The 18150-nt window shown below is 73.5% G+C and carries 18 protein-coding genes; 14 read left to right on the top strand and 4 right to left on the bottom strand.

Features of this window, described 5'->3' with window-relative positions; genetic code table 11:
• Positions 1-288: 288 nt before the first annotated feature.
• Positions 289-735 carry a carboxymuconolactone decarboxylase family protein gene (locus AC0VX6_RS09605; RefSeq protein ID WP_475468214.1) on the top strand — a complete coding sequence of 149 codons (447 nt, stop codon included), beginning with the start codon at positions 289-291 and terminating at the stop codon, positions 733-735.
• Positions 736-900: 165 nt separating this feature from the next.
• The gene (locus AC0VX6_RS09610) at positions 901-2736 is read left to right on the top strand and encodes an AMP-dependent synthetase/ligase (RefSeq protein WP_475468216.1); all 1836 of its coding nucleotides are present in this window, start codon (positions 901-903) and stop codon (positions 2734-2736) included.
• A gap of 117 nt (positions 2737-2853) precedes the next feature.
• On the opposite strand, the gene AC0VX6_RS09615 is transcribed toward AC0VX6_RS09610, so the two are convergent.
• Complete coding sequence (locus tag AC0VX6_RS09615; RefSeq protein WP_274977184.1) at positions 2854-3612, bottom strand: IclR family transcriptional regulator; 759 nt, start codon at positions 3610-3612, stop codon at positions 2854-2856.
• Positions 3613-3870: 258 nt separating this feature from the next.
• Between AC0VX6_RS09615 and AC0VX6_RS09620 the strand changes: the two genes are divergently transcribed.
• From AC0VX6_RS09620 to AC0VX6_RS09630, 3 genes are all read left to right on the top strand, one after another.
• Positions 3871-5223, top strand: a complete 1353-nt coding sequence (locus AC0VX6_RS09620) for an RraA family protein (RefSeq protein ID WP_274977185.1) — start codon at positions 3871-3873, stop codon at positions 5221-5223.
• Positions 5224-5371: 148 nt separating this feature from the next.
• Positions 5372-6718 (top strand): TRAP transporter large permease subunit, encoded by a 1347-nt coding sequence (locus AC0VX6_RS09625; protein WP_274977186.1) that lies wholly within the window; start codon positions 5372-5374, stop codon positions 6716-6718.
• A 2-nt stretch (positions 6719-6720) separates the two neighbouring features.
• Positions 6721-6972: a hypothetical protein gene (locus AC0VX6_RS09630; RefSeq protein WP_274977187.1), complete on the top strand. Its 252-nt coding sequence runs from the start codon at positions 6721-6723 to the stop codon at positions 6970-6972.
• A gap of 159 nt (positions 6973-7131) precedes the next feature.
• Here the strand turns inward: AC0VX6_RS09630 and AC0VX6_RS09635 are convergent, their stop codons facing one another.
• Positions 7132-7665, bottom strand: coding sequence for a DUF7144 family membrane protein (locus AC0VX6_RS09635; protein ID WP_274977188.1), 534 nt, complete (start codon positions 7663-7665; stop codon positions 7132-7134).
• Positions 7666-7892: 227 nt separating this feature from the next.
• Here AC0VX6_RS09635 and AC0VX6_RS09640 point away from each other — a divergent pair, with 227 nt between their 5' ends.
• From AC0VX6_RS09640 to AC0VX6_RS09675, 8 genes are all read left to right on the top strand, one after another.
• The gene (locus AC0VX6_RS09640) at positions 7893-8417 is read left to right on the top strand and encodes an ArsR/SmtB family transcription factor (RefSeq protein ID WP_274977189.1); all 525 of its coding nucleotides are present in this window, start codon (positions 7893-7895) and stop codon (positions 8415-8417) included.
• A 10-nt stretch (positions 8418-8427) separates the two neighbouring features.
• A complete protein-coding gene (locus AC0VX6_RS09645) occupies positions 8428-9504 on the top strand; it encodes a serine hydrolase domain-containing protein (protein WP_475468221.1) in 1077 nt (358 codons plus the stop codon).
• Positions 9501-9884: a hypothetical protein gene (locus AC0VX6_RS09650; RefSeq protein ID WP_274977191.1), complete on the top strand. Its 384-nt coding sequence runs from the start codon at positions 9501-9503 to the stop codon at positions 9882-9884. The genes AC0VX6_RS09645 and AC0VX6_RS09650 overlap by 4 nt, the downstream gene beginning before the upstream one ends.
• A 269-nt stretch (positions 9885-10153) precedes the next feature.
• Positions 10154-11773 carry a sensor histidine kinase gene (locus tag AC0VX6_RS09655; protein ID WP_475468223.1) on the top strand — a complete coding sequence of 540 codons (1620 nt, stop codon included), beginning with the start codon at positions 10154-10156 and terminating at the stop codon, positions 11771-11773.
• Positions 11774-11834: 61 nt separating this feature from the next.
• The gene (locus tag AC0VX6_RS09660) at positions 11835-12260 is read left to right on the top strand and encodes a roadblock/LC7 domain-containing protein (protein ID WP_274977193.1); all 426 of its coding nucleotides are present in this window, start codon (positions 11835-11837) and stop codon (positions 12258-12260) included.
• Complete coding sequence (locus AC0VX6_RS09665; RefSeq protein WP_274977194.1) at positions 12257-12619, top strand: DUF742 domain-containing protein; 363 nt, start codon at positions 12257-12259, stop codon at positions 12617-12619. The genes AC0VX6_RS09660 and AC0VX6_RS09665 overlap by 4 nt, the downstream gene beginning before the upstream one ends.
• A complete protein-coding gene (locus AC0VX6_RS09670; protein ID WP_274977195.1) occupies positions 12600-13262 on the top strand; it encodes a GTP-binding protein in 663 nt (220 codons plus the stop codon). Before AC0VX6_RS09665 ends, AC0VX6_RS09670 begins: the two co-directional genes overlap by 20 nt.
• Complete coding sequence (locus tag AC0VX6_RS09675) at positions 13259-14524, top strand: cytochrome P450 (protein WP_475468226.1); 1266 nt, start codon at positions 13259-13261, stop codon at positions 14522-14524. Before AC0VX6_RS09670 ends, AC0VX6_RS09675 begins: the two co-directional genes overlap by 4 nt.
• A gap of 27 nt (positions 14525-14551) precedes the next feature.
• On the opposite strand, the gene AC0VX6_RS09680 is transcribed toward AC0VX6_RS09675, so the two are convergent.
• A complete protein-coding gene (locus tag AC0VX6_RS09680; RefSeq protein ID WP_475468228.1) occupies positions 14552-15778 on the bottom strand; it encodes a cytochrome P450 in 1227 nt (408 codons plus the stop codon).
• A gap of 283 nt (positions 15779-16061) precedes the next feature.
• Here AC0VX6_RS09680 and AC0VX6_RS09685 point away from each other — a divergent pair, with 283 nt between their 5' ends.
• A complete protein-coding gene (locus AC0VX6_RS09685; RefSeq protein ID WP_475468230.1) occupies positions 16062-17033 on the top strand; it encodes an alpha/beta fold hydrolase in 972 nt (323 codons plus the stop codon).
• A 62-nt stretch (positions 17034-17095) separates the two neighbouring features.
• On the opposite strand, the gene AC0VX6_RS09690 is transcribed toward AC0VX6_RS09685, so the two are convergent.
• Positions 17096-18112, bottom strand: coding sequence for a methyltransferase (locus AC0VX6_RS09690; RefSeq protein ID WP_475468232.1), 1017 nt, complete (start codon positions 18110-18112; stop codon positions 17096-17098).
• Between the last annotated feature and the right edge of the window lie 38 nt (positions 18113-18150).

Here is an 18150-nt window from a genome sequence, read left to right on the forward strand (position 1 = left end):
CAACACCGGGCGTTGGTCGCCCTCCCGAGCCACTACGCGGCAGCTGGTGACGCTGCCCCGGCCACCATCAACGGGCGGGGCGTTGAGTGGCGCCCCCAGACACCCGCTGCCTTTGGTAGCCGGGGCTGACTCGTGAAACGCCGGACAAACCGAACTGACCCGAACTCGACCTTCCACCTCAGGTTCCGTTCTTGGCCCCGCAGCGCCCGGACCCCGTTGGTAGCGTTGAGGTCCGGGTCCCGGCTGAGACCGGGACGGTGAAAGTGTTCGACGAGGAGGGCGGCCCCCGTGGCGAAAGAACGCGTGATCTGGGCGAAGAAGCTTCCCGAGGTCTACAGCAAACTGGACGAGATCGACAAGGTCATCTCCGGACACCTGGACTTCGGCCTGCTGGAACTGGTCAAGCTCCGCGCCTCGGTGCTCAACGGGTGCTCCTTCTGCATCGACCTGCACACCCAGCGCGCCCTGGAGGCGGGGGAGTCCCAGCAGCGGCTCTTCCTCGTGTCCGCCTGGTACGAGGCCGGTGAGATCTTCACCGACGCCGAGCGGGCCGCTCTGGCGCTCACCGACGAGATCACCCGACTGGGTGAGCACGGGGTGTCCGACGAGGCCTACGAGGGCGCCGCCGAGCACTTCGAGGACCAGGAGCTGGCCGCGCTCATCGCCGGCATCGCCATGATGAACCTCTACAACCGGCTGGCCGTCACCAGCCACCTGCACCCGCGCAAGCGCTGAGCCCGGCTCCGCTCCGGCTGCCGAGGGGGCAGCCCCGCTCCGGCCGCCGACCCCTCGGCACCCGGAGCGGGGCGCCCGGAGCGGGGCACCCGTTTCCTGGGTAGGGACCAGTGCACCCGACACCCCCGTCGGCCGTGCACGGAGATCCCGGACCCAGGAGCGCCCATGCCCCCCACCGGACGAACCCTTCCGAGCCTGCTCGCCCGCAACGCCGCCGACCACCCCGACGCGCCCGCCCTGTCCTGGCGCGCGCCGGACGGCGGCGGCTGGACCACCCTGACCTGGTCGCGGGTGCGCGACCGCGTCGCCGCGCTCACCGAGGGCTACGCCGCCCTGGGCGTCGAACCCGGCGACCACGTCCTGCTCGTGATGGGCAACCGCCCCGAGCACTGGCTGTCCGACCTCGCCCTCGTCCACGCGGGAGCCGTTCCCACCACGGTCTACGACACCGCCGCCTCCGAACAGGTCGCCCACATCGCCCGGCACAGCCGCGCCCGTCTCGCCGTGGTGGGGGACACCGCGGCCGCCGCCGTGTGGGAGGGCCTGCTCGCCGACCCCGAGGTGCCCCTGGCCGCGCTGGTCGTCGTGGACGGGGCCGACCCCGGCCGCGGCCACACCGACTACGCCTGCCTGGAGAGCGTCCCCGCCGCTCCTGCCGCCCCCACCTCCGTCATTCCGGCCACCCCCGCCGGGACGGCCTTCGAACGCTGGCGCGACCTGACCCCCGACGGCCTGCTCACCGTCGTCTACACCTCCGGGACCACCGGGGACCCCAAGGGCGTGGCCGTCACGCACCGCGACGTGCTCGCCAACGCCACCGCCCTGGACGCGGCCATCGCCCTCCCCGAGCACTCCGACCACGTGTGCTACCTGCCCCTGGCCCACATCGCCGAACGCATGCTCGGCCTCTACCTGCCGGTCTTCCGCGCCTCCCACGTGTGGATGTGCGAAAGCCTCCAGGACCTGCCCGGGGTCCTGCGGCACGTGCGCCCGCCCCAGTTCTTCGGAGTCCCCCGGGTGTGGGAGAAGTTCGCCTCCGCCCTGCGCGCGGAGCTCGCCCGCATGCCCGAGGAGAGGCGCGCCGCCGTGGACGCGGCCACGGCCGTGGCCACCGAGCACGTCGCCCACCGCGAGCGCGGCGAGGAGGTGCCCGCCGAACTCGGGGAACGCTTCGAGCGGGCCCGGGCCGAGGTTCTGCTTCCCCTGTTGGCCCAGGTGGGCCTGGACCGGGTGAGCTGGGCCTCCAGCGCCTCCGCGCCGATGCCGCTGGACGTGGTGCGGTTCTGGGCCGGGTTCGGGGTCGTGGTCATGGACGCCTGGGGCCTCACCGAGTCCGTGGGCGTGGCCACCGTCAACAGCCCCGCCACCGGCTTCCGGCTGGGCTCGGTCGGCCGCCCCATCGCGAGCGTGCGGGTGCGGGTGGCCGAGGACGGCGAGGTGTGGCTGCGCGGGGAGTCGGTCTTCGGCGGCTACCTCCAGCCGGACGGTTCGGTGCGCCCGGCCACCGACGCCGGGGGGTGGTTCGCCACCGGCGACGTCGGCCGCCTCGACGGGGACGGCTACCTGTGGATCACCGACCGCAAGAAGGAGCTCATCGTCACCTCCCAGGGCAAGAACGTCGCGCCCGCGCCGGTGGAGAACGCCCTCAAGGAGCACCCGATCGTCGGCCAGGCCTACGTGCACGGGGACCGCAGGCCCTACCTGGTGGCGCTGCTGGTGCCCGACCGCGAGACGCTGCCGGTGTGGGCGGCCGCCCGGGGCATCGACACCGGCGGGGACTGGGAGGCGCTGGTCGCCCACCCCGAGGTGGCGGCGGAGGCCGAACGCGCGGTCGCGGCGGCCAACGCCCGGTTCAGCCGCGCGGAGGGGGTCAGGCGCCACCGGCTGCTCCCCGGCGAGTGGGGCCCGGAAACCGGTGAGCTGACCCCCTCGCTCAAGCTCCGGCGCCGGGTCGTCCGGGAGCGCTACGCCGACGCCCTGGCGGAGCTGTACCGCGACTGACCCCGGGGCCGGTCAGGCGTCGCCCATGCCCGCAACGTCCATGCCCGGAACCTACCCGGCCGGGCCCCGAACGCGGCCGCCCGCCCCCACCGGTCGCCCGCCCCGCCGGGTGACGCCTCAGGCGCGCACCCCGATGGCGTTGGCGCCCCTTGACAGCTCCGGAAGCTGGGACAACAACTCCCCGGGACTGGTCCTGTCACTGGTGGTCACCAGGTTGACGGCGCCCAGGGCCTCGCCCTCGGAGTCGTACAGCAGCCGGGTCAGGCTGAGGGCGCCGGGCTCGCGCTCGGACTCGGCGAGGTGGTAGCCGACCTCCCGGATCCGCTCGATCTGCGCCCGGAGGTCGGCGGCGTCCTGGGTCCTGCCCGAGGCCAGGCGCACCTCGGCGTGGTCGGCGAGGTAGGCGTCGAGCTCCTGGTCGTCCCAGTCGCTGAGCAGCACCTTGCCGCCGCCGATGTAGAGGGGCACCCGGCGCCCGATCGGGAACTGGTAGCGCAGCGGGTCGGCTCCGTCCACGCGCGCGATGAGGATACGCTCCTGTCCCGAGCGCACGTAGACCGACGAGGTCAGACCGGTCGTGGCCGACAGTTCGGTGAGGATCGGCGTCGCGACGCTGCAGAGGCGGTCGTTGACGACGAAGGAGTGCGCCAGGGACAGCACCACCGGCCCGAGCGAGTAGCCCAGGCGCTCCTGCTGGACGTATCCGCGCCGTACGAGCTGGTTGACGGTGCGCTGCGTCGTGGCCAGGTGGAGCCCGCTCTCCCGCGCGATGTCGCTGAGCCGCAGGGGGCCGCGCGCCCGCTCCAGGCACTCCAGCACGTCCAGAGCCCGGTCCAGGGTGCGCCCCTGGTTGCCACCCCCAGCCGTCGCTCCCATCCGTGCCCTCGCCCGCCCTTCCGTCGTCGTTCGTCCTGTCCCGGGGCTTCGCCCTGTCCCGGGAGTTCGTCCTGTCCGGGAGTTCGCACTGTCCCGGGAGGAGGCCGATGTGCCCGCCCCCAAGGCGATGCGCGCATCGCCGCCCTCCCCTCAACGTAGCGGACGGGTTTCCGGCAGGTTGACACCGCGAAGCGTCGCAGGTCACACTCACTATCAACAGGCAACAGAAGCTATCACTCAATGATAGAGGGTGGGATCATGAAGGTCGCCGTGCTCGGGCTCGGAGAAGCCGGTGCCGTCTACGCCGGCGCGTTCGCGGCCGCCGGTTGGCAGACCGTCGGCTACGACCCCTCGCCGGGGGCGCGGACGCCCGAGGGGGTGGCGCGGGCCGCCTCGACCGGCGAGGCGGTCGCCGACGCCGACCTGGTCCTCAGCCTCACCACGGCCGCGTACGCGGTGACGGCGGCCGAGGACGCCCGGCCGCTGCTGCGCAGGGACGCGGTGTACGTGGACCTCAACGCCGCCTCCCCGGCCACCAAGACCGGGGTGGAGGCGGCTCTGGGGGAATCCGCCCAGGTCGTGGACGGTGCGATCATCGGTTCGGTGCTCAGGTACGGTGCCGAGGTCAACGTCCTGCTCTCCGGTCCCGCCTCCGAGGCCGCCGCCCGGCTGCTCCGGGCGGTGGGCTCCGATGCCGAGCCCGTCGGCGGCGAGGTCGGGGCCGCGTCACGGCGAAAGCTGCTGCGCAGTGTCTTCATGAAGGGCCTGGGAGCCCTGATCACCGAGGCCGTGGACGCCGGAAGGGCCGCGGGGGAGGAGGCGTGGATGCGCACACAGGTCGCCGACGCGCTCGCCGACGGCACCTCCGCGCTGGAGCGCCTGGACAAGGGCACGCGCCTGCACGCCCTGCGCAGGGCGCACGAACTCCGCTCCAGCGTCGAACTCCTCGATGAACTGGGCGTCCAGGCACAGGTGAGCACCGGGGCCGCCGACCGCCACCTGTTCCTGGCGCGCTCGGGCGGGGAGGACGCGCGCGAACTGGCCGACGCCTACGCCGGCGTCCCCACCGCCGCCATCGGCGACGGCCGCGACCGGCTGGGCTTCGTCTCCTCGCGCGTCCGCCCGGTCTGGCCCGGGGCGAGCGTCACCGGCCGGGCACTCACCGTCCTGACCCGCCCCGGCGACAACCGCGCCCTGCACCGGGCGCTGGCCGTCGCGCGGCCGGGGGACGTCCTGGTCGTGGACGGCGGGGGCGACACCTCACGCGCCCTGCTGGGCGAGCTCATCGCCGAACGCGCCCTCAACCGGGGCGTGCGCGGCATGGTGGTCGACGGCGCGGTCCGGGACGCCGACGAGCTCCGCGACCTGGGCTTCCCCGTCTGGGCGGCCGGGATCTCGCCCGCCGGGCCCTACAAGGACGGCCCCGGGCACGTGGGCCGGACGGTCTCGGTGGGCGGCGCGGTCTGCTCCACCGGGGACATCGTGGTCGCCGACGGCGACGGGGTGTTCTTCGTCCCCCGCCTGGAGGCGGAGCAGACCCTGAGCGCGGCCCGCGAGGTCGTGGCGGAGGAGGAGCGCCGCCGCGCCACCATCCGGGCGGAACGCCGGTGAGCGCCCGCTCCGCCGGTCCCCGCTCCGCCGGTCGCCGCCCCGCCGGTCTCCGCCCTGCCGGTTCCCGCTCCGCCGGTCCCCGGCCGGATCCTTCCCCCGCCGCACCCGGCCGCCACCACTCCCCGACTCCCCTCCCGAAGGTCCACCCATGCCCATCGCACTCCTAGCCCTGGCGGCCTTCATCGCCGTGATCATCGTCTGGAACGTCGTGTTCAAACGGAACATGGGCGAGGCGATGCTGCTCGGACTGGTCGTCACCGCGCTGTTCGCCGGGGCACAGGCGCCCGCGTACCTGCTGCGGGGGCTGGTCGACGCCCTCACCCACGAGGTGCTCTACGCGGCCCTGGCCTTCGTGTTCATGGCCTACCTGATCGACGTCACGGGCCTGATCCAGCGGATCCTGGCTATCCTGAACTCCCTCTTCGGGCGCGTCCGCGGCGGTCCCGCCTTCATCGACACGGCCGGTTCCGCGGTCTTCGGCGCCCTGTCCGGGTCCAACTCCGCCAACACCGCCTCCAGCGGCTCCTTCACCGGCCCCTGGATGGTGCGCACGGGGTGGTCCCCCACCCGCGCCGCCACGGTGATGGCCGGCAACGGGGGGATGGGCGCGGCCCTGCCCCCCAGCGCCTCCATGGTCATCATGATCGGCTTCGCCGGGGGCATGGTCAGTACCGGCCAGGTCTACATGGGCCTGCTCGCGGCCGGGACCTACCAGATCCTGCTCAGGTTCGCCCTGATCGCGTACTTCGTGCGCAGGGACGGTATCCCCAGGGCCGACGAGACCGACCTGCTGCCCCTGCGCGAGTCCCTGCGGCAGGGCGCGGGAGCCCTGACCATCTTCCTGGGCGCGCTCATCCCGATCGTGGTCACGGCGGGCCCCCTGGCCGCCTACCTGGAGAACTCCACCCCGCTCGGCGAGGCCATGGGGGAGATCTCGCTGCTGATCTGGATCCCGATCCTGATCATCGTGTTCTCCCTCGTCGCCGGACGCGACCGCCTGCCCCGGAATACGCGGGACTGGTCGGCCCTGCTCGACGGCGCCCTGCCCAAGTTCGCCACCATCGGGGCCCTGCTGTTCTTCGCCATCGCGGCCAGCGAGATCCTGGCCCGCCTCGGGCTCGCGGAGGACGTCAACACCCTGCTGGAGAACCTGCCGGTCAACCGCGTCCTGCTGGTGGTGGCCGTCGGACTGGTGATCGCCCTGGTCGCCGGGCCGCTCTCCTCCACGGCCACCCTCACCGCGGTCGGGCAGATCTCCTTCCTGGCACTGGTGGGCGTGGGCGTCGACCCGCTGCTGGCGGTGATCGCCATCCTGGTGTTCGCCTCCACCGAGGGGGCCTCGCCGCCCGCGTCCGGGTCGATCTTCGTGGCGGCCGGACTGACGGGAGCCCGACCCGAGAGCACCTTCCTGCCGCTGATCGTCTACTACATGATCCCGATCTTCCTGATCGGCTGCCTCATCGGTTGGGGCGTCCTACCGGTCTTCGGAGGCTGAACATGACCACCATCAGATCCCGCGCCCTCCTCGTGGTGCGCACCCTGTTCAAGCTGGGCCTCGTCGCCTGCTTCCTCCTCGGCGTCCTGCTCGTCGCCGGTCAGCTGGCCGGGGTCGTCGCGCAGCGGCCGGACTGGATCACGACCACTTCGGACCTGCTGTTCGTCCCCGCGGTCGCGGCCGCGGCGGCCTTCGGGGTCCTCGGGTTCCTGGCCAACTACCTCACCGACGACACGGGCGGGGGAGAGGACTGAGGCGCTCCGCGGGGGAGTGACCGACCCGCCGGGGGCGGTGGCCGAGGCCGCCGCCCCCGGCCGTGTCCCCGGCGGCCGCCGGCCCTGTCCACGGCGGCCGCCCCCGGGCGCGCGAAACCGCCCCCGTCCTGGGGAACGGGGGCGGCCCGGGAGGGGCTCTCAGTAGTTCTGCCCGGTGGTCTGCTGCGGTCCCGCCGTCTGCTGCGGCGAGCCGGCGCCCCCCTCCGGGGACTGCGCGGGCCTGGGCGCCGCGTGGGCGGCGTTGTACCCGCTCTGGTAGGCGCCCTCGTGGTGTTCGGTGCGCCCGGACTCACGTTCGCGGTCGGGCCAGCCGGCGGTCAGGCCGTAGATCACCAGCAGGTCCACGGCGATGGCCACCATCGACCACAGCGGCATCGCCATGACGAAACCCAGTTGGGCGACGGCGTTCACCGAGGCGAGGATCAGGGCGAAGCCCCGGGCCCACGTGCTGCGGGACAGCACGGCCAGACCGGCGACGATCAGCACCGCCCCCCACAGGCCCAGCAGCACGCCCCAGGAGGTGTACCCCAACAGGAGCACCTCCGTGCTCGCCGCGGCGTAGAACTCGGGGGTCAGGAGCGCCACCAGCCCCTGGATGACGTTGACCGCCCCGATGACGATCAGCAGTGTCGCGACGAAGAACTGCCAGCCGTTGGCTGCCTGCGTTCGCATGTTCACGGATCCTTCCCGGCCGTCCCCGCTGGCCTCTGCGCGGTCCGGGACGTGGGAACGGCCGCTCGGGTGTCCCTCTTGCGGATGCGCGAGCCGCGCGCCTTGTCTTCATCATCCGACTCCTCGGGTCAGCGACACCCCACCCGTTCCTACGGATCGGGCAAAGCTCACGGGCCTGGTAATCTAAAATTACGTAATTACGGAAAAGCATGTAAGGTGGAGGCGCGGTGGACAGGACGACGGAGGAGCGGCTGGCCGAGCTGGAGGCGCGGGTCGGCGCCCTGGAGGCGGTCGGCGAACGCGCGGCCGAGACACCCCGGGCCGAGGCGCTCGGAGACGTGTTCTTCGCGCTCAACGCCCTGCGGGAGCGCGTCACCGGACACGGCGGCGTGGTCTTCGCGGGGATCGTCCGCGACGGCGAGGGGGAGGAGAACGCGCTGGAGTGGCAGCAGGGACTGCCGGTCGAGCGCCTGGAGGAGTCCGACTGGGCCCGCCACGCCGCCAGCCTCGACGCCCTGGGCAATCCCGTCCGGCTCCAGCTGCTACAGGCGGTCTGGAGGGGAACCGGGACCGTCGCCGCACTGGCCGAGCGCTCCGACTTCGGCACGACCGGCCAGATCTACCACCACGTCAACCTGCTCGCCGCCGCCGGATGGCTCATCACCGTCCGGCGCGGCCACTACGCCATTCCACCGGAACGCGTCGTCCCCCTGCTCGCCATCCTCACGGCGGCCGGGGGAGCGCCCCAGTAAGGAGGGTTCCGTGAGAGCCAGAAGAGGGACCGTCGCGGTCGCCTGTGCGGCGGCCGTCCTGGTCGTCGTACTCGGGATCGCCGCACGGCCGCACACATCCGCCCTGTCCGCCGAGGAGTCCGGGGACCCCGGGCTCCTGGACCGGGCCCGCCCGCTGCTGTCCGAGGGCGTGCGCGACCGCGTCAGCGTCGTCGAGGTCGACGGCGGACGGGTGGGTTTCGCGCACTTCGGCGCCGACGACGGCACCGACTACGAGATCGGCTCGGTCACCAAGGGCATGACCGGGATGCTGCTCGCCATCGCCATGGAACGCGGCGAGGTCACCGCGGACACCCGGCTCGGGGAGCTGGTCGAGCTGGACGGCGCCCCCGCCGCCGACGTCACCCTGGCCGAGCTGACCAGCCACCGCTCCGGCCTGCCCCGGCTCTCCCCCCGCCTGCCCGACATCGTGGTCTCGGCGGCGGCCTCCTACCTGGGCAACGACCCCTACCCCTACGACTACGACGACCTGGTCGCGCAGGTGGCCGCGGCGGAGCTGTCCGACCGCGGCGAGTCCCACTACTCCAACATGGGCACCGCGATCCTGGGCCACGCCCTGGCCAACGCCGCCGGGACCGACTACTCCACTCTGCTGCGCGAGCGGCTGCTCGACCCCCTGGGGATGGACGACACGACCCTGCCCGACTCCGGGGACGACCTGCCCGAGGACGCGACCCGGGGCTACACCGACAGGGGGCGCCGGGCCGACCCCTGGCTGGCCCGCGCCTACGCGCCCACCGGGGGCGTGCGCTCCACCCCCGCCGACATGGCGCGTTTCGCCGGGGCGCTGCTGGAGGGCACCGCCCCGGGCGCGGCGGCACTGGAACCGCGCTGGGACGACGGGCCGGACCGCCGGATCGGGTTCGCCTGGGTCACGCAGGAGTACGGCGGTACCGAGGTCACCTGGCACAACGGCGGCACCGGCGGCTTCTCCTCCATGGTCGCCCTGGACCGGGAGGGCGGGCGCGCGGTGCTGGCCTTCGGCAACACGACCACCGGACTGGAAGACCCCGTCCTGGAGCTGCTGACGGAGGAGGACGCCCGATGAGCGTGATGGATGTGCTGCCCTACGTCGGGGCCGCGTTCCTCAACGGCGTCTGCGTCCTGAGCGCGGCGGACGTCCTCCTGCGGCTCCGCGGCCGGGGCAGGTTCCGCTTCGCGGACCGCTGGGACGTGCTGAACCGGACGGTCAACACGCTCCTCTTCCTGGTGCTCTCACTGCTGCTGACCACATGGGCGGTCTTCCCCGTGGCGGTCTGGTACCTGGACGTGGCACTGAGCGCGGGGGCCGCCGCGGCCGCGGTGCTGTGCTGGCCCGGTCTGCCCGCGCGCGCCGACGACGCGGGCGCCGCCTCCCGGCGCCACTCCGCGATCGGCACGCTGGTCTTCCTCGCGGTGGTCCTCGCGCTCTTCCTCCTCTTCGCCTGAACCGAGCAGCCGCGCGGCAAGTGCGCAATACGGGGGTATGTCAGAATTAAGAAGAGCGGAAAAAGTGGGATGGCGCACTTCTCCGCCGTCTGACCGGGGTTCCTCGCGAGAAAGCCCACGTGCCTTTCGCCCGTGGTCTACGGTGATTTCCGTCCGCCCTCGAATTCCCCGTGGGAAAACCGGGTGGACCTCCCCTGCCCGGAGACCGGGCGACGGGTCCGGGCACGGCCCCGCCCCCTTCGCACGATTGCCCCGCGAGGAACCCGCCCATGCCAGTTCACCCGCCCGACCGACGACGGCGGCCCCCGCGCCCCGGACGACAGGCCCTGGCCGCCCTGTTCGCCGTGACCGCGCTGGCGGCCCCCGCCTGGTCCTGGGCGGTCGTCACGGCCCACCCCGACGCCCGCCAGAGCGTGGCCCTGGCCGTCGGCGCGGCCGCGGCCGCCCTGTGCGCCGCCGTCACCGCGGCGGCGCACCAGGCCGCGGCGGCCCGCGCCGCCCGCGAGCACGGCACCCGGGTCGACGCCACCGCCCAGGCCCTCGAACGCGAGGCCGAGCACCTGGTCGACGAGCTCCTGCCCGCCCTCGTCGAGGGCCTGCGCGCGGGGCGCGCCGCACGCGAGGTCCTCGACGAGCACCCCCAGCCCCGCCACGTCGCGCTGCACCGGCTCACCCACACCGTCACCGCCGAACTCGACACCGCGCGCGTGCGCGCCGCCGACGCCCTGGCCCGGCGCACCGCGCTGGAGGAGCAGATCGCCGACCTCGACCGCGTCGGCCTGCCGCTCATGGCCGCCCGCATCCGCGAGGACCGCGTCGGCGCCGCCGAAACGCTGGGGGAGGAACTGCCCCCCGTCCACGAAGCCCTCGCCCGCCTGCGCGCGCACACGCTGGAGGAGCTACTGGCCGCCGACCGCCGCTCCGCCTCGGCCATGGAGACGACCGCCGCCTCCGGCGCCCGCATCCAGGCCCACCTGACCTCCCTGCTGGCCAAGCTCCGCGAACTCCAGGACCGCTACGGCGACAGCCCCGGCATCTTCGGCGACCTCCTGGACATCGACCACGGCGTATCCCGCACCGGCCGCCTCGCCGACGGCCTCGTCGTCCTGGCCGAGGGCCGCTCGGGCCGCCGCTGGACCCGGCCCATCGTCATGGAGAGCATCCTGCGCGGAGCCATGGGCCGCATCAGCGCCTACCGCCGCGTGCGCCTGCACAACACCAGCACCGCCTCCATCGCCGGGCACGCGGCCGAGGGCGTCATGCAGGCCCTGGCCGAACTCATGGACAACGCCGCCAACTTCTCCGCCCACGGCACCGAGGTGCACGTCTACGTCCAGGAGGAGGACACCGGCCTGTCCGTCACCGTCGAGGACAGCGGACTGGGCATGCGCGTGCGCGAGCGCAGGCTGGCCGAGAGCCTGGTCACCGAGCCCCGCGACCTGTCCACGCTGCGCGGCACCCGCACGGGCCTGGCGGTCGTGGGTCGACTGGCCGACAAGCACGCGCTCGGCGTCAGCTTCCGTCCCTCGGCCCGCGGCGGCGTCGGCGTCGTCGTCCTCGTGCCGCCGCACCTGGTCACCGAGTCCCAACCCGCGCACGGCGGCCCGCGCGCCGGGCACCACCCCCGCCGCCCCGTGGGGCCCGCCCCCGCCTCGGGGCCGGATCTCCGGACGGGCACGGCGGCCCCGGGCCCCGGCACCGCTCCCGCACCCGCCCGCGCCGCCTCCGGGCTGCCCCGGCGGCGGCGCGGCCAGACCCTGGCCGCGGCGCTGCGGGAGGAGCCCGACCAGCTCTCCGCGGCTCCGGCCGCGCCTGCGCCCGGCGGTGACCCCGGCACCAGGTTCGCGTCCTTCCGCAACGCCCGCCAGCCACAACGAGCCGAAGAGTAGAGAAGAGAAACGGAGGGAGGGGCACGCGACCGGACCCGCGCGCGACTGCCCCGCGACCCCGATGAACACCATGGACACCAGCCTCGACTGGCTTCTGGAGAACCTGCGCCACCGCACACCCGGCATCCGCCACGTGCTCGTGCTGTCCAGGGACGGACTCAGGATGTGCCACACCCGCGAACTGCACACCGACCGCGCCGACCAGCTCGCCGCCATCGCCGCGGGCATCCAGAGCCTGTCCCTGAGCGCCTCCGCCGAGTTCGGCGACCGGGGCGGCGCGGGCCAGGCCATGGCCGAGTTCGGCGGAGGCGTCCTGCTCATCATCCGCGCCGGGGAGGGCGCCCATCTGGCGGTGATCGCCGACGGGGACGCCGACGTCGGCGTGATCGGCCACAGCATGAACGAACTCGTCGAGCGGATCGGCGGCTTCCTGACGGCCGCCCCGCGCCGTGGCGAGCGGGCCCCCGCGGGCACCGAGCAGCGGTGACCCATCACGACTCCCTCCGGGGAGAGGCCCCCGACCGCCTGTACACCGTGACCGGCGGGCGCTCCGACGCGGACACCCGCGCCCTCGACGCGGTCACCCTCGTCGTCGCCGAGTGCGACCCCGCGCCCGGCATGCAGTCCGAGCACGCCGCGATCCTGCGCCTGTGCGCGTACCCGACCGCCGTGGTGGAGCTGTCCGCGGAGCTGCGGCTCCCCGTCAGCGTCGTGCGGATCCTCCTGCTGGACCTGCTGGACACGGGGCGGGTGACGGCCCGCCACCCGGTGGTCCCCGCCCGGCAGGAGGCCGGACACGACCCCGAGACCCTGAAGCAGGTGCTCCTTGCCCTCCAACGACTCTGAACGGCTCGCCCAGCCGCGCCGGGCACCGCTCGCAGCGACGGCCGACAACGCGCTCAAGATCGTCGTCGTCGGCGGGTTCGGCGTCGGCAAGACCACCCTGGTCGGCTCCGTCAGCGAGATGCGCCCGGTGAGCACCGAGGAGGTCATGACCCAGGCCAGCGCCGGGATCGACGACATCAGCGCCGTCCGGGACAAGCGCACCACCACGGCGGCCTTCGACTTCGGGCGCGTCACCGTGGACGAGCGGCGGGTGCTCTACCTCTTCGGCGCACCCGGCCAGAAGCGGTTCTGGTTCCTGTGGAACCAGCTGTTCGAGGGCAGCCTGGGCGCGGTCGTGCTCGTGGACACCGACCGCATCCAGGACTCCTGGTACGCCGTGGACCGGCTCGAACACCACCGCACGCCCTTCGTCGTCGCGGTGAACCGCTTCGGCCCCGGTCCCGACCTGCCCGAGGTGCGCCGCGCTCTGGACCTGTCCGAGCGGGTCCCCCTGGTGGACTGCGACGCCCGCAGCCGCGAGTCCAGCCGCGACGTCCTGATCACCCTCGTCCAGCACGTGTCCGGACCCGTGGCCGGGTACCCGCCCGCGCCGACGTCGGCGTTCGCACCCGTGCCCGCGCCGACCCCGCAGGAGACGACGTGAACCACACCCCGGGCCCGGAGGCCGCGGCACCGGCCAGCAGCGGCCCGCCGCCACCCTCCCCGGCCCACGCGGGCGCCGCCCGCTTCTACGGCCCCGACATCGCCCGCGACCCCGCCGGGCTCTACGAGGAGCTGCGCGGGCGCTACGGCCCGGTCGCGCCCGTGCTGCTCGACGGCGACGTTCCGGCGTGGTTCGTCATGGGCTACCGGGAGCTGCACCACGTCACCAGCAGACCCGAGTGGTTCGCCCGCGACTGCCGCCGCTGGAACCAGTGGGACCGCGTCGGCCGCGACTGGCCGCTCCTGCCCTACGTGATGTGGACGCCCTCGGTCATGTTCGCCGAGGGGGCCGAGCACCAACGGCGCGCGGGCGCGATCGGCGACGCCCTGGACGCCGTGGACCGCACCGACCTCAGGGCCCTGTGCCAGCGGGCCGCCGACACGCTCGTCGACGCCTTCCGCGCGGAGGGCGAGGCCGACATGGTCTCGCAGTACGCCCACCAGATCCCCGCGATGGTGGTCGCCCGCCTCTACGGCCTGCCGGAGGCGGAGGTACCGGCGCTGGTGCGCGACGTCGTGCTCTCGCTCGACGTCACCGCGGACGCGGGCGGCGCCCACCGGCGCCTGCACGCCCGCCTGGACGCCCTGGTCGCCGACCGCCGCGCCGCGCCCCGCGCCGACGTGCCCTCGCGGCTGCTGCTGCACCCGGCGGGGCTGAGCGACGCCGAGGCGGTCGTCGACCTGCTGGTGGTCCTCGCCGCCGCCCAGGCGCCCACGGGCAACTGGATCGGCAACGCCCTGCGCCTGATGCTGACCGACGACCAGTTCTCCCTCGACCTGCGGGGCGGGCGCAGCAGCGCGGGGGAGGCCCTCAACGAGGTGCTGTGGAAGAACACCCCCACGCAGAACTTCATCGGCCGGTGGGCCGTGCAGGCCTGTGAACTGGGCGGCCGCGGCATCCGGCGCGGCGACATGCTGGTGCTGGGGCTGTCGGCGGCCAACGCCGACCCCCGCCTGCACGCGGGGCTCCCCGACGTCTACGGCGGCAACCGCGCGCAGATGTCCTTCGGCCACGGCGAGCACGGGTGCCCCTTCCCGGCACCGGAGATCGCGGAGACGATCGCCCGCACGGCGGTGGAGAGCCTGCTGGACCGGCTGCCGGACGTGCGGCTGGCGGTGCCCCCGGAGCGGCTGGAGTGGCGGCCGTCGCTGTGGATGCGCGGACTGTTCGAGCTCCCGGCGCGCTTCACGCCGCAGCGGTAGGGGGGCGGACGCGCGCCGCGGCGCCGCTCAGCCCGGGGAGGGGACCGGCGTGAAGCGCAGCGGCAGCCGGGTCAGCCCCCGGGTGAAGACCCCCGTCTCCTCCAGGGTGACGCCCTCGGCCAGGCGGACGTCGGGCATGGCGTCCAGCAGCTGGTTGGTCGCCACCCGCACCTCCGCCTCGGCCAGGAGGGCGCCCACGCAGAAGTGGCGCCCCAGGGCGAAGGCCAGGTGCTCGGCCGCGGCGGAGAACGAGGTGGCGTCCCCGAGTTCGGCCCGGTGGATGTCGAAGGAGTCGGGGTCGGCGAAGCGGTCGCCGTCGCGGTTGGCCGAGCCGATCAGGCAGATGACGGTCGCCCCGGCGGGCACGGTCCCGCCGCCCAGTTCCACGTCGTGCGCGGGCTGGCGCATGATCATCTGCACGGGCGGGGTGTAGCGCAGCGTCTCGGCGAACGCGCGCGGGATCAGGCTGCGGTCCTCGCGCACCCGCGCGAGCTGCTCGGGGTGGGTGACCAGGTTGGCGAACATGCTGGATACGGCCTTGTCGGTGGTCTCCCCGCCCGCGGCGAGCAGCAGGCTGCAGAAGGCCTTGACGTCCTCGTCGCTCATCCGGGTGCCGTCGACCTCTGCGGTGCACAGGGCGGACAGCAGGTCCCCGCCCGGGTCCGCCCGCCGCTCGCGGATGATCGGCAGCATGTACGCGGCGAACTCCTCGCGGGTGCGCAGCCCCTCCTCGGCCACCCGCGGGTCCTGCGACAGGTTGCCCAGGAAGGCGATGATCGCGGTGTACCAGCGGTGGAACCGGTCGTGGTCGGCCCGTTCCAGGCCGAGCATGTCCGCGATGACGTTGACGGGGAAGCGGGTGGCGAACTGCGCGACCAGGTCCACCTCGCCCGTGTGCCGGAAGGCGTCGATCAGCTCGCCGCTGTTGCGCTCGATGACGGGCCAGAACCGCTCGCGCAGTTCGCTGCCGCGGAAGGCCGGTGCCACCAGGGCGCGGCGCACCGCGTGCTCGCGTCCGTCCAGTTGCAGGATGGTGCGCCCGTGCACCGGTTCCAGCTGCCAGTCGTAGTTGCGGGTGGTGAAGGCCTCGTCCCGGAAGGCGCGCCGGACGTCCTCGTACCGGGAGACGACGTAGCTCCGGGTGGCCTCGTGCCAGAACAGGGGCGCCCGCTCGCGCATGGCGCGGTAGGCGGGATAGGGGTTGGCAAGGAATTCCGGGGAAAGGATGTCCGGAACCTCGGGAGCCGCGGTCATGGCCGATTCTCCTCACCGCTGGGGGTAAGCGCGAGCCTCCACCGTAGGTTTTCCCTGTCGCCCAAGTCCATAGGTAACAGTGTTTTACGGGCATGGAATATTAAGAGGTTTCTGGGTGGAATCCCTTTTGTGGGATATATGTCGTTTATGGGGCTTCGGTGGTGATTCCGCGCCGCCGTCCACGGGGTGCGACCCCCACTCCCCGAGGGAGCCTGGAGGAGCCGGACCCGCCGGTATAGCGTGACCGTGACCCCACCCCTCAGCGACGAGGAGCGCGTACGCCATGAACGTGGAACACCGGGACGTCGAGGTCAACGGAATCCGGCTGCACGTCGCCGAGCAGGGCAGAGGACCGCTCGTCCTGCTCCTGCACGGCTTCCCCGAGAGCTGGTACTCCTGGCGCCACCAGTTCGCCCCGCTGGCCGGGGCCGGGTACCGCGTGGTCGCCCCCGACCAGCGCGGTTACGCCCGCAGCGACCGGCCCGAGGCGGTGGACGCCTACACCCTGCCCCACCTGGTCGGCGACGTCGTCGCACTCGTCTCCGCGCTGGGGGAAGAGAGCGCGGTCGTGGTCGGCCACGACTGGGGTGCGCCGGTGGCCTGGGCCACCGCCATGATGCGCCCCGACCTGGTCCGCGGCGTGGCGGGCCTGAGCGTTCCGCCCGTTCCGCCCGCCATGCTGCCGTCGGTCGCGGCCTCCCGCGCCGTCTACGGCGACGGCTTCTACCAGGCCTACTTCCAGGAGCCGGGCGTCGCCGACGCCGAACTGGCCGCCGACCCCGCCTCGACCCTGCGCCGTATCCTGGTCGGGGCATCCGGCGACGCACCCTTCGACCAGCCCCGGCTGTGGATCGTGCCCGAGGGCGAGAGCGCACTGGGCTCCCTGCCCGAACCGGAGGAGCTGCCCTCCTGGCTCACCGAGGAGGACCTGGCCGCTTTCACGGCCGACTACTCCGACCCCGACGCCTTCACCGGTCCGCTCAACTGGTACCGCAACATCGACCGCAACCAGGGGCTCATGTCGCCCTTCCAGGGGCGCGTCATCGACGTGCCCGCGCTGTACGTGGGCGGGGACAAGGACTTGGTCAGGGCCATGCGCGGCGTTCCCGAACTCCTGGAGAACCTGTCGCTGGTCGTACCGGCGCTGCACGCCGGCGTCACCCTGCCCGGCTGCGGCCACTGGACCCAGCAGGAGCGCCCCGGGGAGGTCAACGCGGCCCTGCTGGACTTCCTCGCCGCCGTCCACGAGGGCTGAGCCGTGCCCGTGCGCGCCGGGCTCGGGCGCGCACGGGCGCGGTGGCGGCACCGGTGCGCCGCTCAGGCGCGCACCCCCTCGACGATGCTGGTCCCGTAGCTGGGCAGGACACGGGTCAGCTTCAGTCCGGCCTGCTCGAAGAGGTCGGCGAACTGGGTCCTGGTGCGCTGCTTGCCGTCGCAGTGGGCGAGCATGCTCAGGTCCATGAACTTGGCGGTCCGGGCGGGACCCGGGGAGTCGGGCACCACCACCTCCGCGAGCAGGACGCGCCCGTCGCGGGTCATCGCCTCGCGGCAGTGGGAGAGGATCCGCGCGGCGTCCTGGTCGCCCCAGTTGTGGATGACGTTCGACAGCAGGTAGGCGTCGCCCCCTTCGGGGACGAAGGAGAGGAAGTCCCCGCTGACGACGCGGCACCGCTCACGGACGCCCTCCAGCACCGGTCCGGCGTGGGCGACCACGTCGGACCGGTCGAAGAGCACGCCGTGCAGACCGGGATGGGCCGACAGCACGATGGCCAGCAGCCTGCCCCGGCCCCCGCCGACGTCAACGAGGGTCTCATGCGCGCCGAAGTCGTAGCTGCCCGCCACACCCCGGGTGAGCTGGGCGGAGATGTCGGTCATGCCCTCGTCGAAGACCGCCGCGGTCTCGGGGTGTTCGTCCAGGTAGGCCCACGCCGTTCGGCCGTGCACCTCCTCGAACACCGAGCGTCCGGTCCGCACCGCCCGGGCCAGGTGGGCCATGGTGGACCGCTCGGCCTGGCTGCCGACCCACCGGGCGTAGCCGCGCATGGAGTCGGCCGCGTCCCCGCGTAGGGCGCGGCCGAGCCCGGTCAGGGCGAAGTGCCGCCGCGGCCCCTCCTCGACCAGGTCGAGGTCGGCGCAGGCGCGCAGGAGGCGGTGGAGGGCGTCGGCGTCGGCGCCGACCCTCTCGGCGATCTCGTCGACGGGCAGGGGCTTGAAGGTCATGGCGTCGGCGACGCCGAGTTCGGCAGCCGCGCTCACGGCGGCCGCCACCCAGCTGGCGGTGATGAGCTCGAACAGTTTCGTGGCCGAAGGACTCGGGGGTGCGGATGCGGACATCGCGGTCCTTTCAGGTGGTGCCCCTCCGGGGGTGCGGA

Source organism: Nocardiopsis sp. iso_25 (assembly GCF_056173305.1).

Excerpts from the sequence above, each read along its gene's own strand:
- AC0VX6_RS09610 (WP_475468216.1), top strand. The coding sequence starts at position 901 with ATGCCCCCCACCGGACGAACCCTTCCGAGCCTGCTCGCCCGCAACGCC.
- AC0VX6_RS09615 (WP_274977184.1), bottom strand. The coding sequence starts at position 3,612 with ATGGGAGCGACGGCTGGGGGTGGCAACCAGGGGCGCACCCTGGACCGG.
- AC0VX6_RS09620 (WP_274977185.1), top strand. The coding sequence starts at position 3,871 with ATGAAGGTCGCCGTGCTCGGGCTCGGAGAAGCCGGTGCCGTCTACGCC.
- AC0VX6_RS09625 (WP_274977186.1), top strand. The coding sequence starts at position 5,372 with ATGCCCATCGCACTCCTAGCCCTGGCGGCCTTCATCGCCGTGATCATC.
- AC0VX6_RS09630 (WP_274977187.1), top strand. The coding sequence starts at position 6,721 with ATGACCACCATCAGATCCCGCGCCCTCCTCGTGGTGCGCACCCTGTTC.
- AC0VX6_RS09635 (WP_274977188.1), bottom strand. The coding sequence starts at position 7,665 with ATGCGAACGCAGGCAGCCAACGGCTGGCAGTTCTTCGTCGCGACACTG.
- AC0VX6_RS09650 (WP_274977191.1), top strand. The coding sequence starts at position 9,501 with ATGAGCGTGATGGATGTGCTGCCCTACGTCGGGGCCGCGTTCCTCAAC.
- AC0VX6_RS09655 (WP_475468223.1), top strand. The coding sequence starts at position 10,154 with ATGCCAGTTCACCCGCCCGACCGACGACGGCGGCCCCCGCGCCCCGGA.
- AC0VX6_RS09660 (WP_274977193.1), top strand. The coding sequence starts at position 11,835 with ATGAACACCATGGACACCAGCCTCGACTGGCTTCTGGAGAACCTGCGC.
- AC0VX6_RS09680 (WP_475468228.1), bottom strand. The coding sequence starts at position 15,778 with ATGACCGCGGCTCCCGAGGTTCCGGACATCCTTTCCCCGGAATTCCTT.
- AC0VX6_RS09685 (WP_475468230.1), top strand. The coding sequence starts at position 16,062 with ATGAACGTGGAACACCGGGACGTCGAGGTCAACGGAATCCGGCTGCAC.
- AC0VX6_RS09690 (WP_475468232.1), bottom strand. The coding sequence starts at position 18,112 with ATGTCCGCATCCGCACCCCCGAGTCCTTCGGCCACGAAACTGTTCGAG.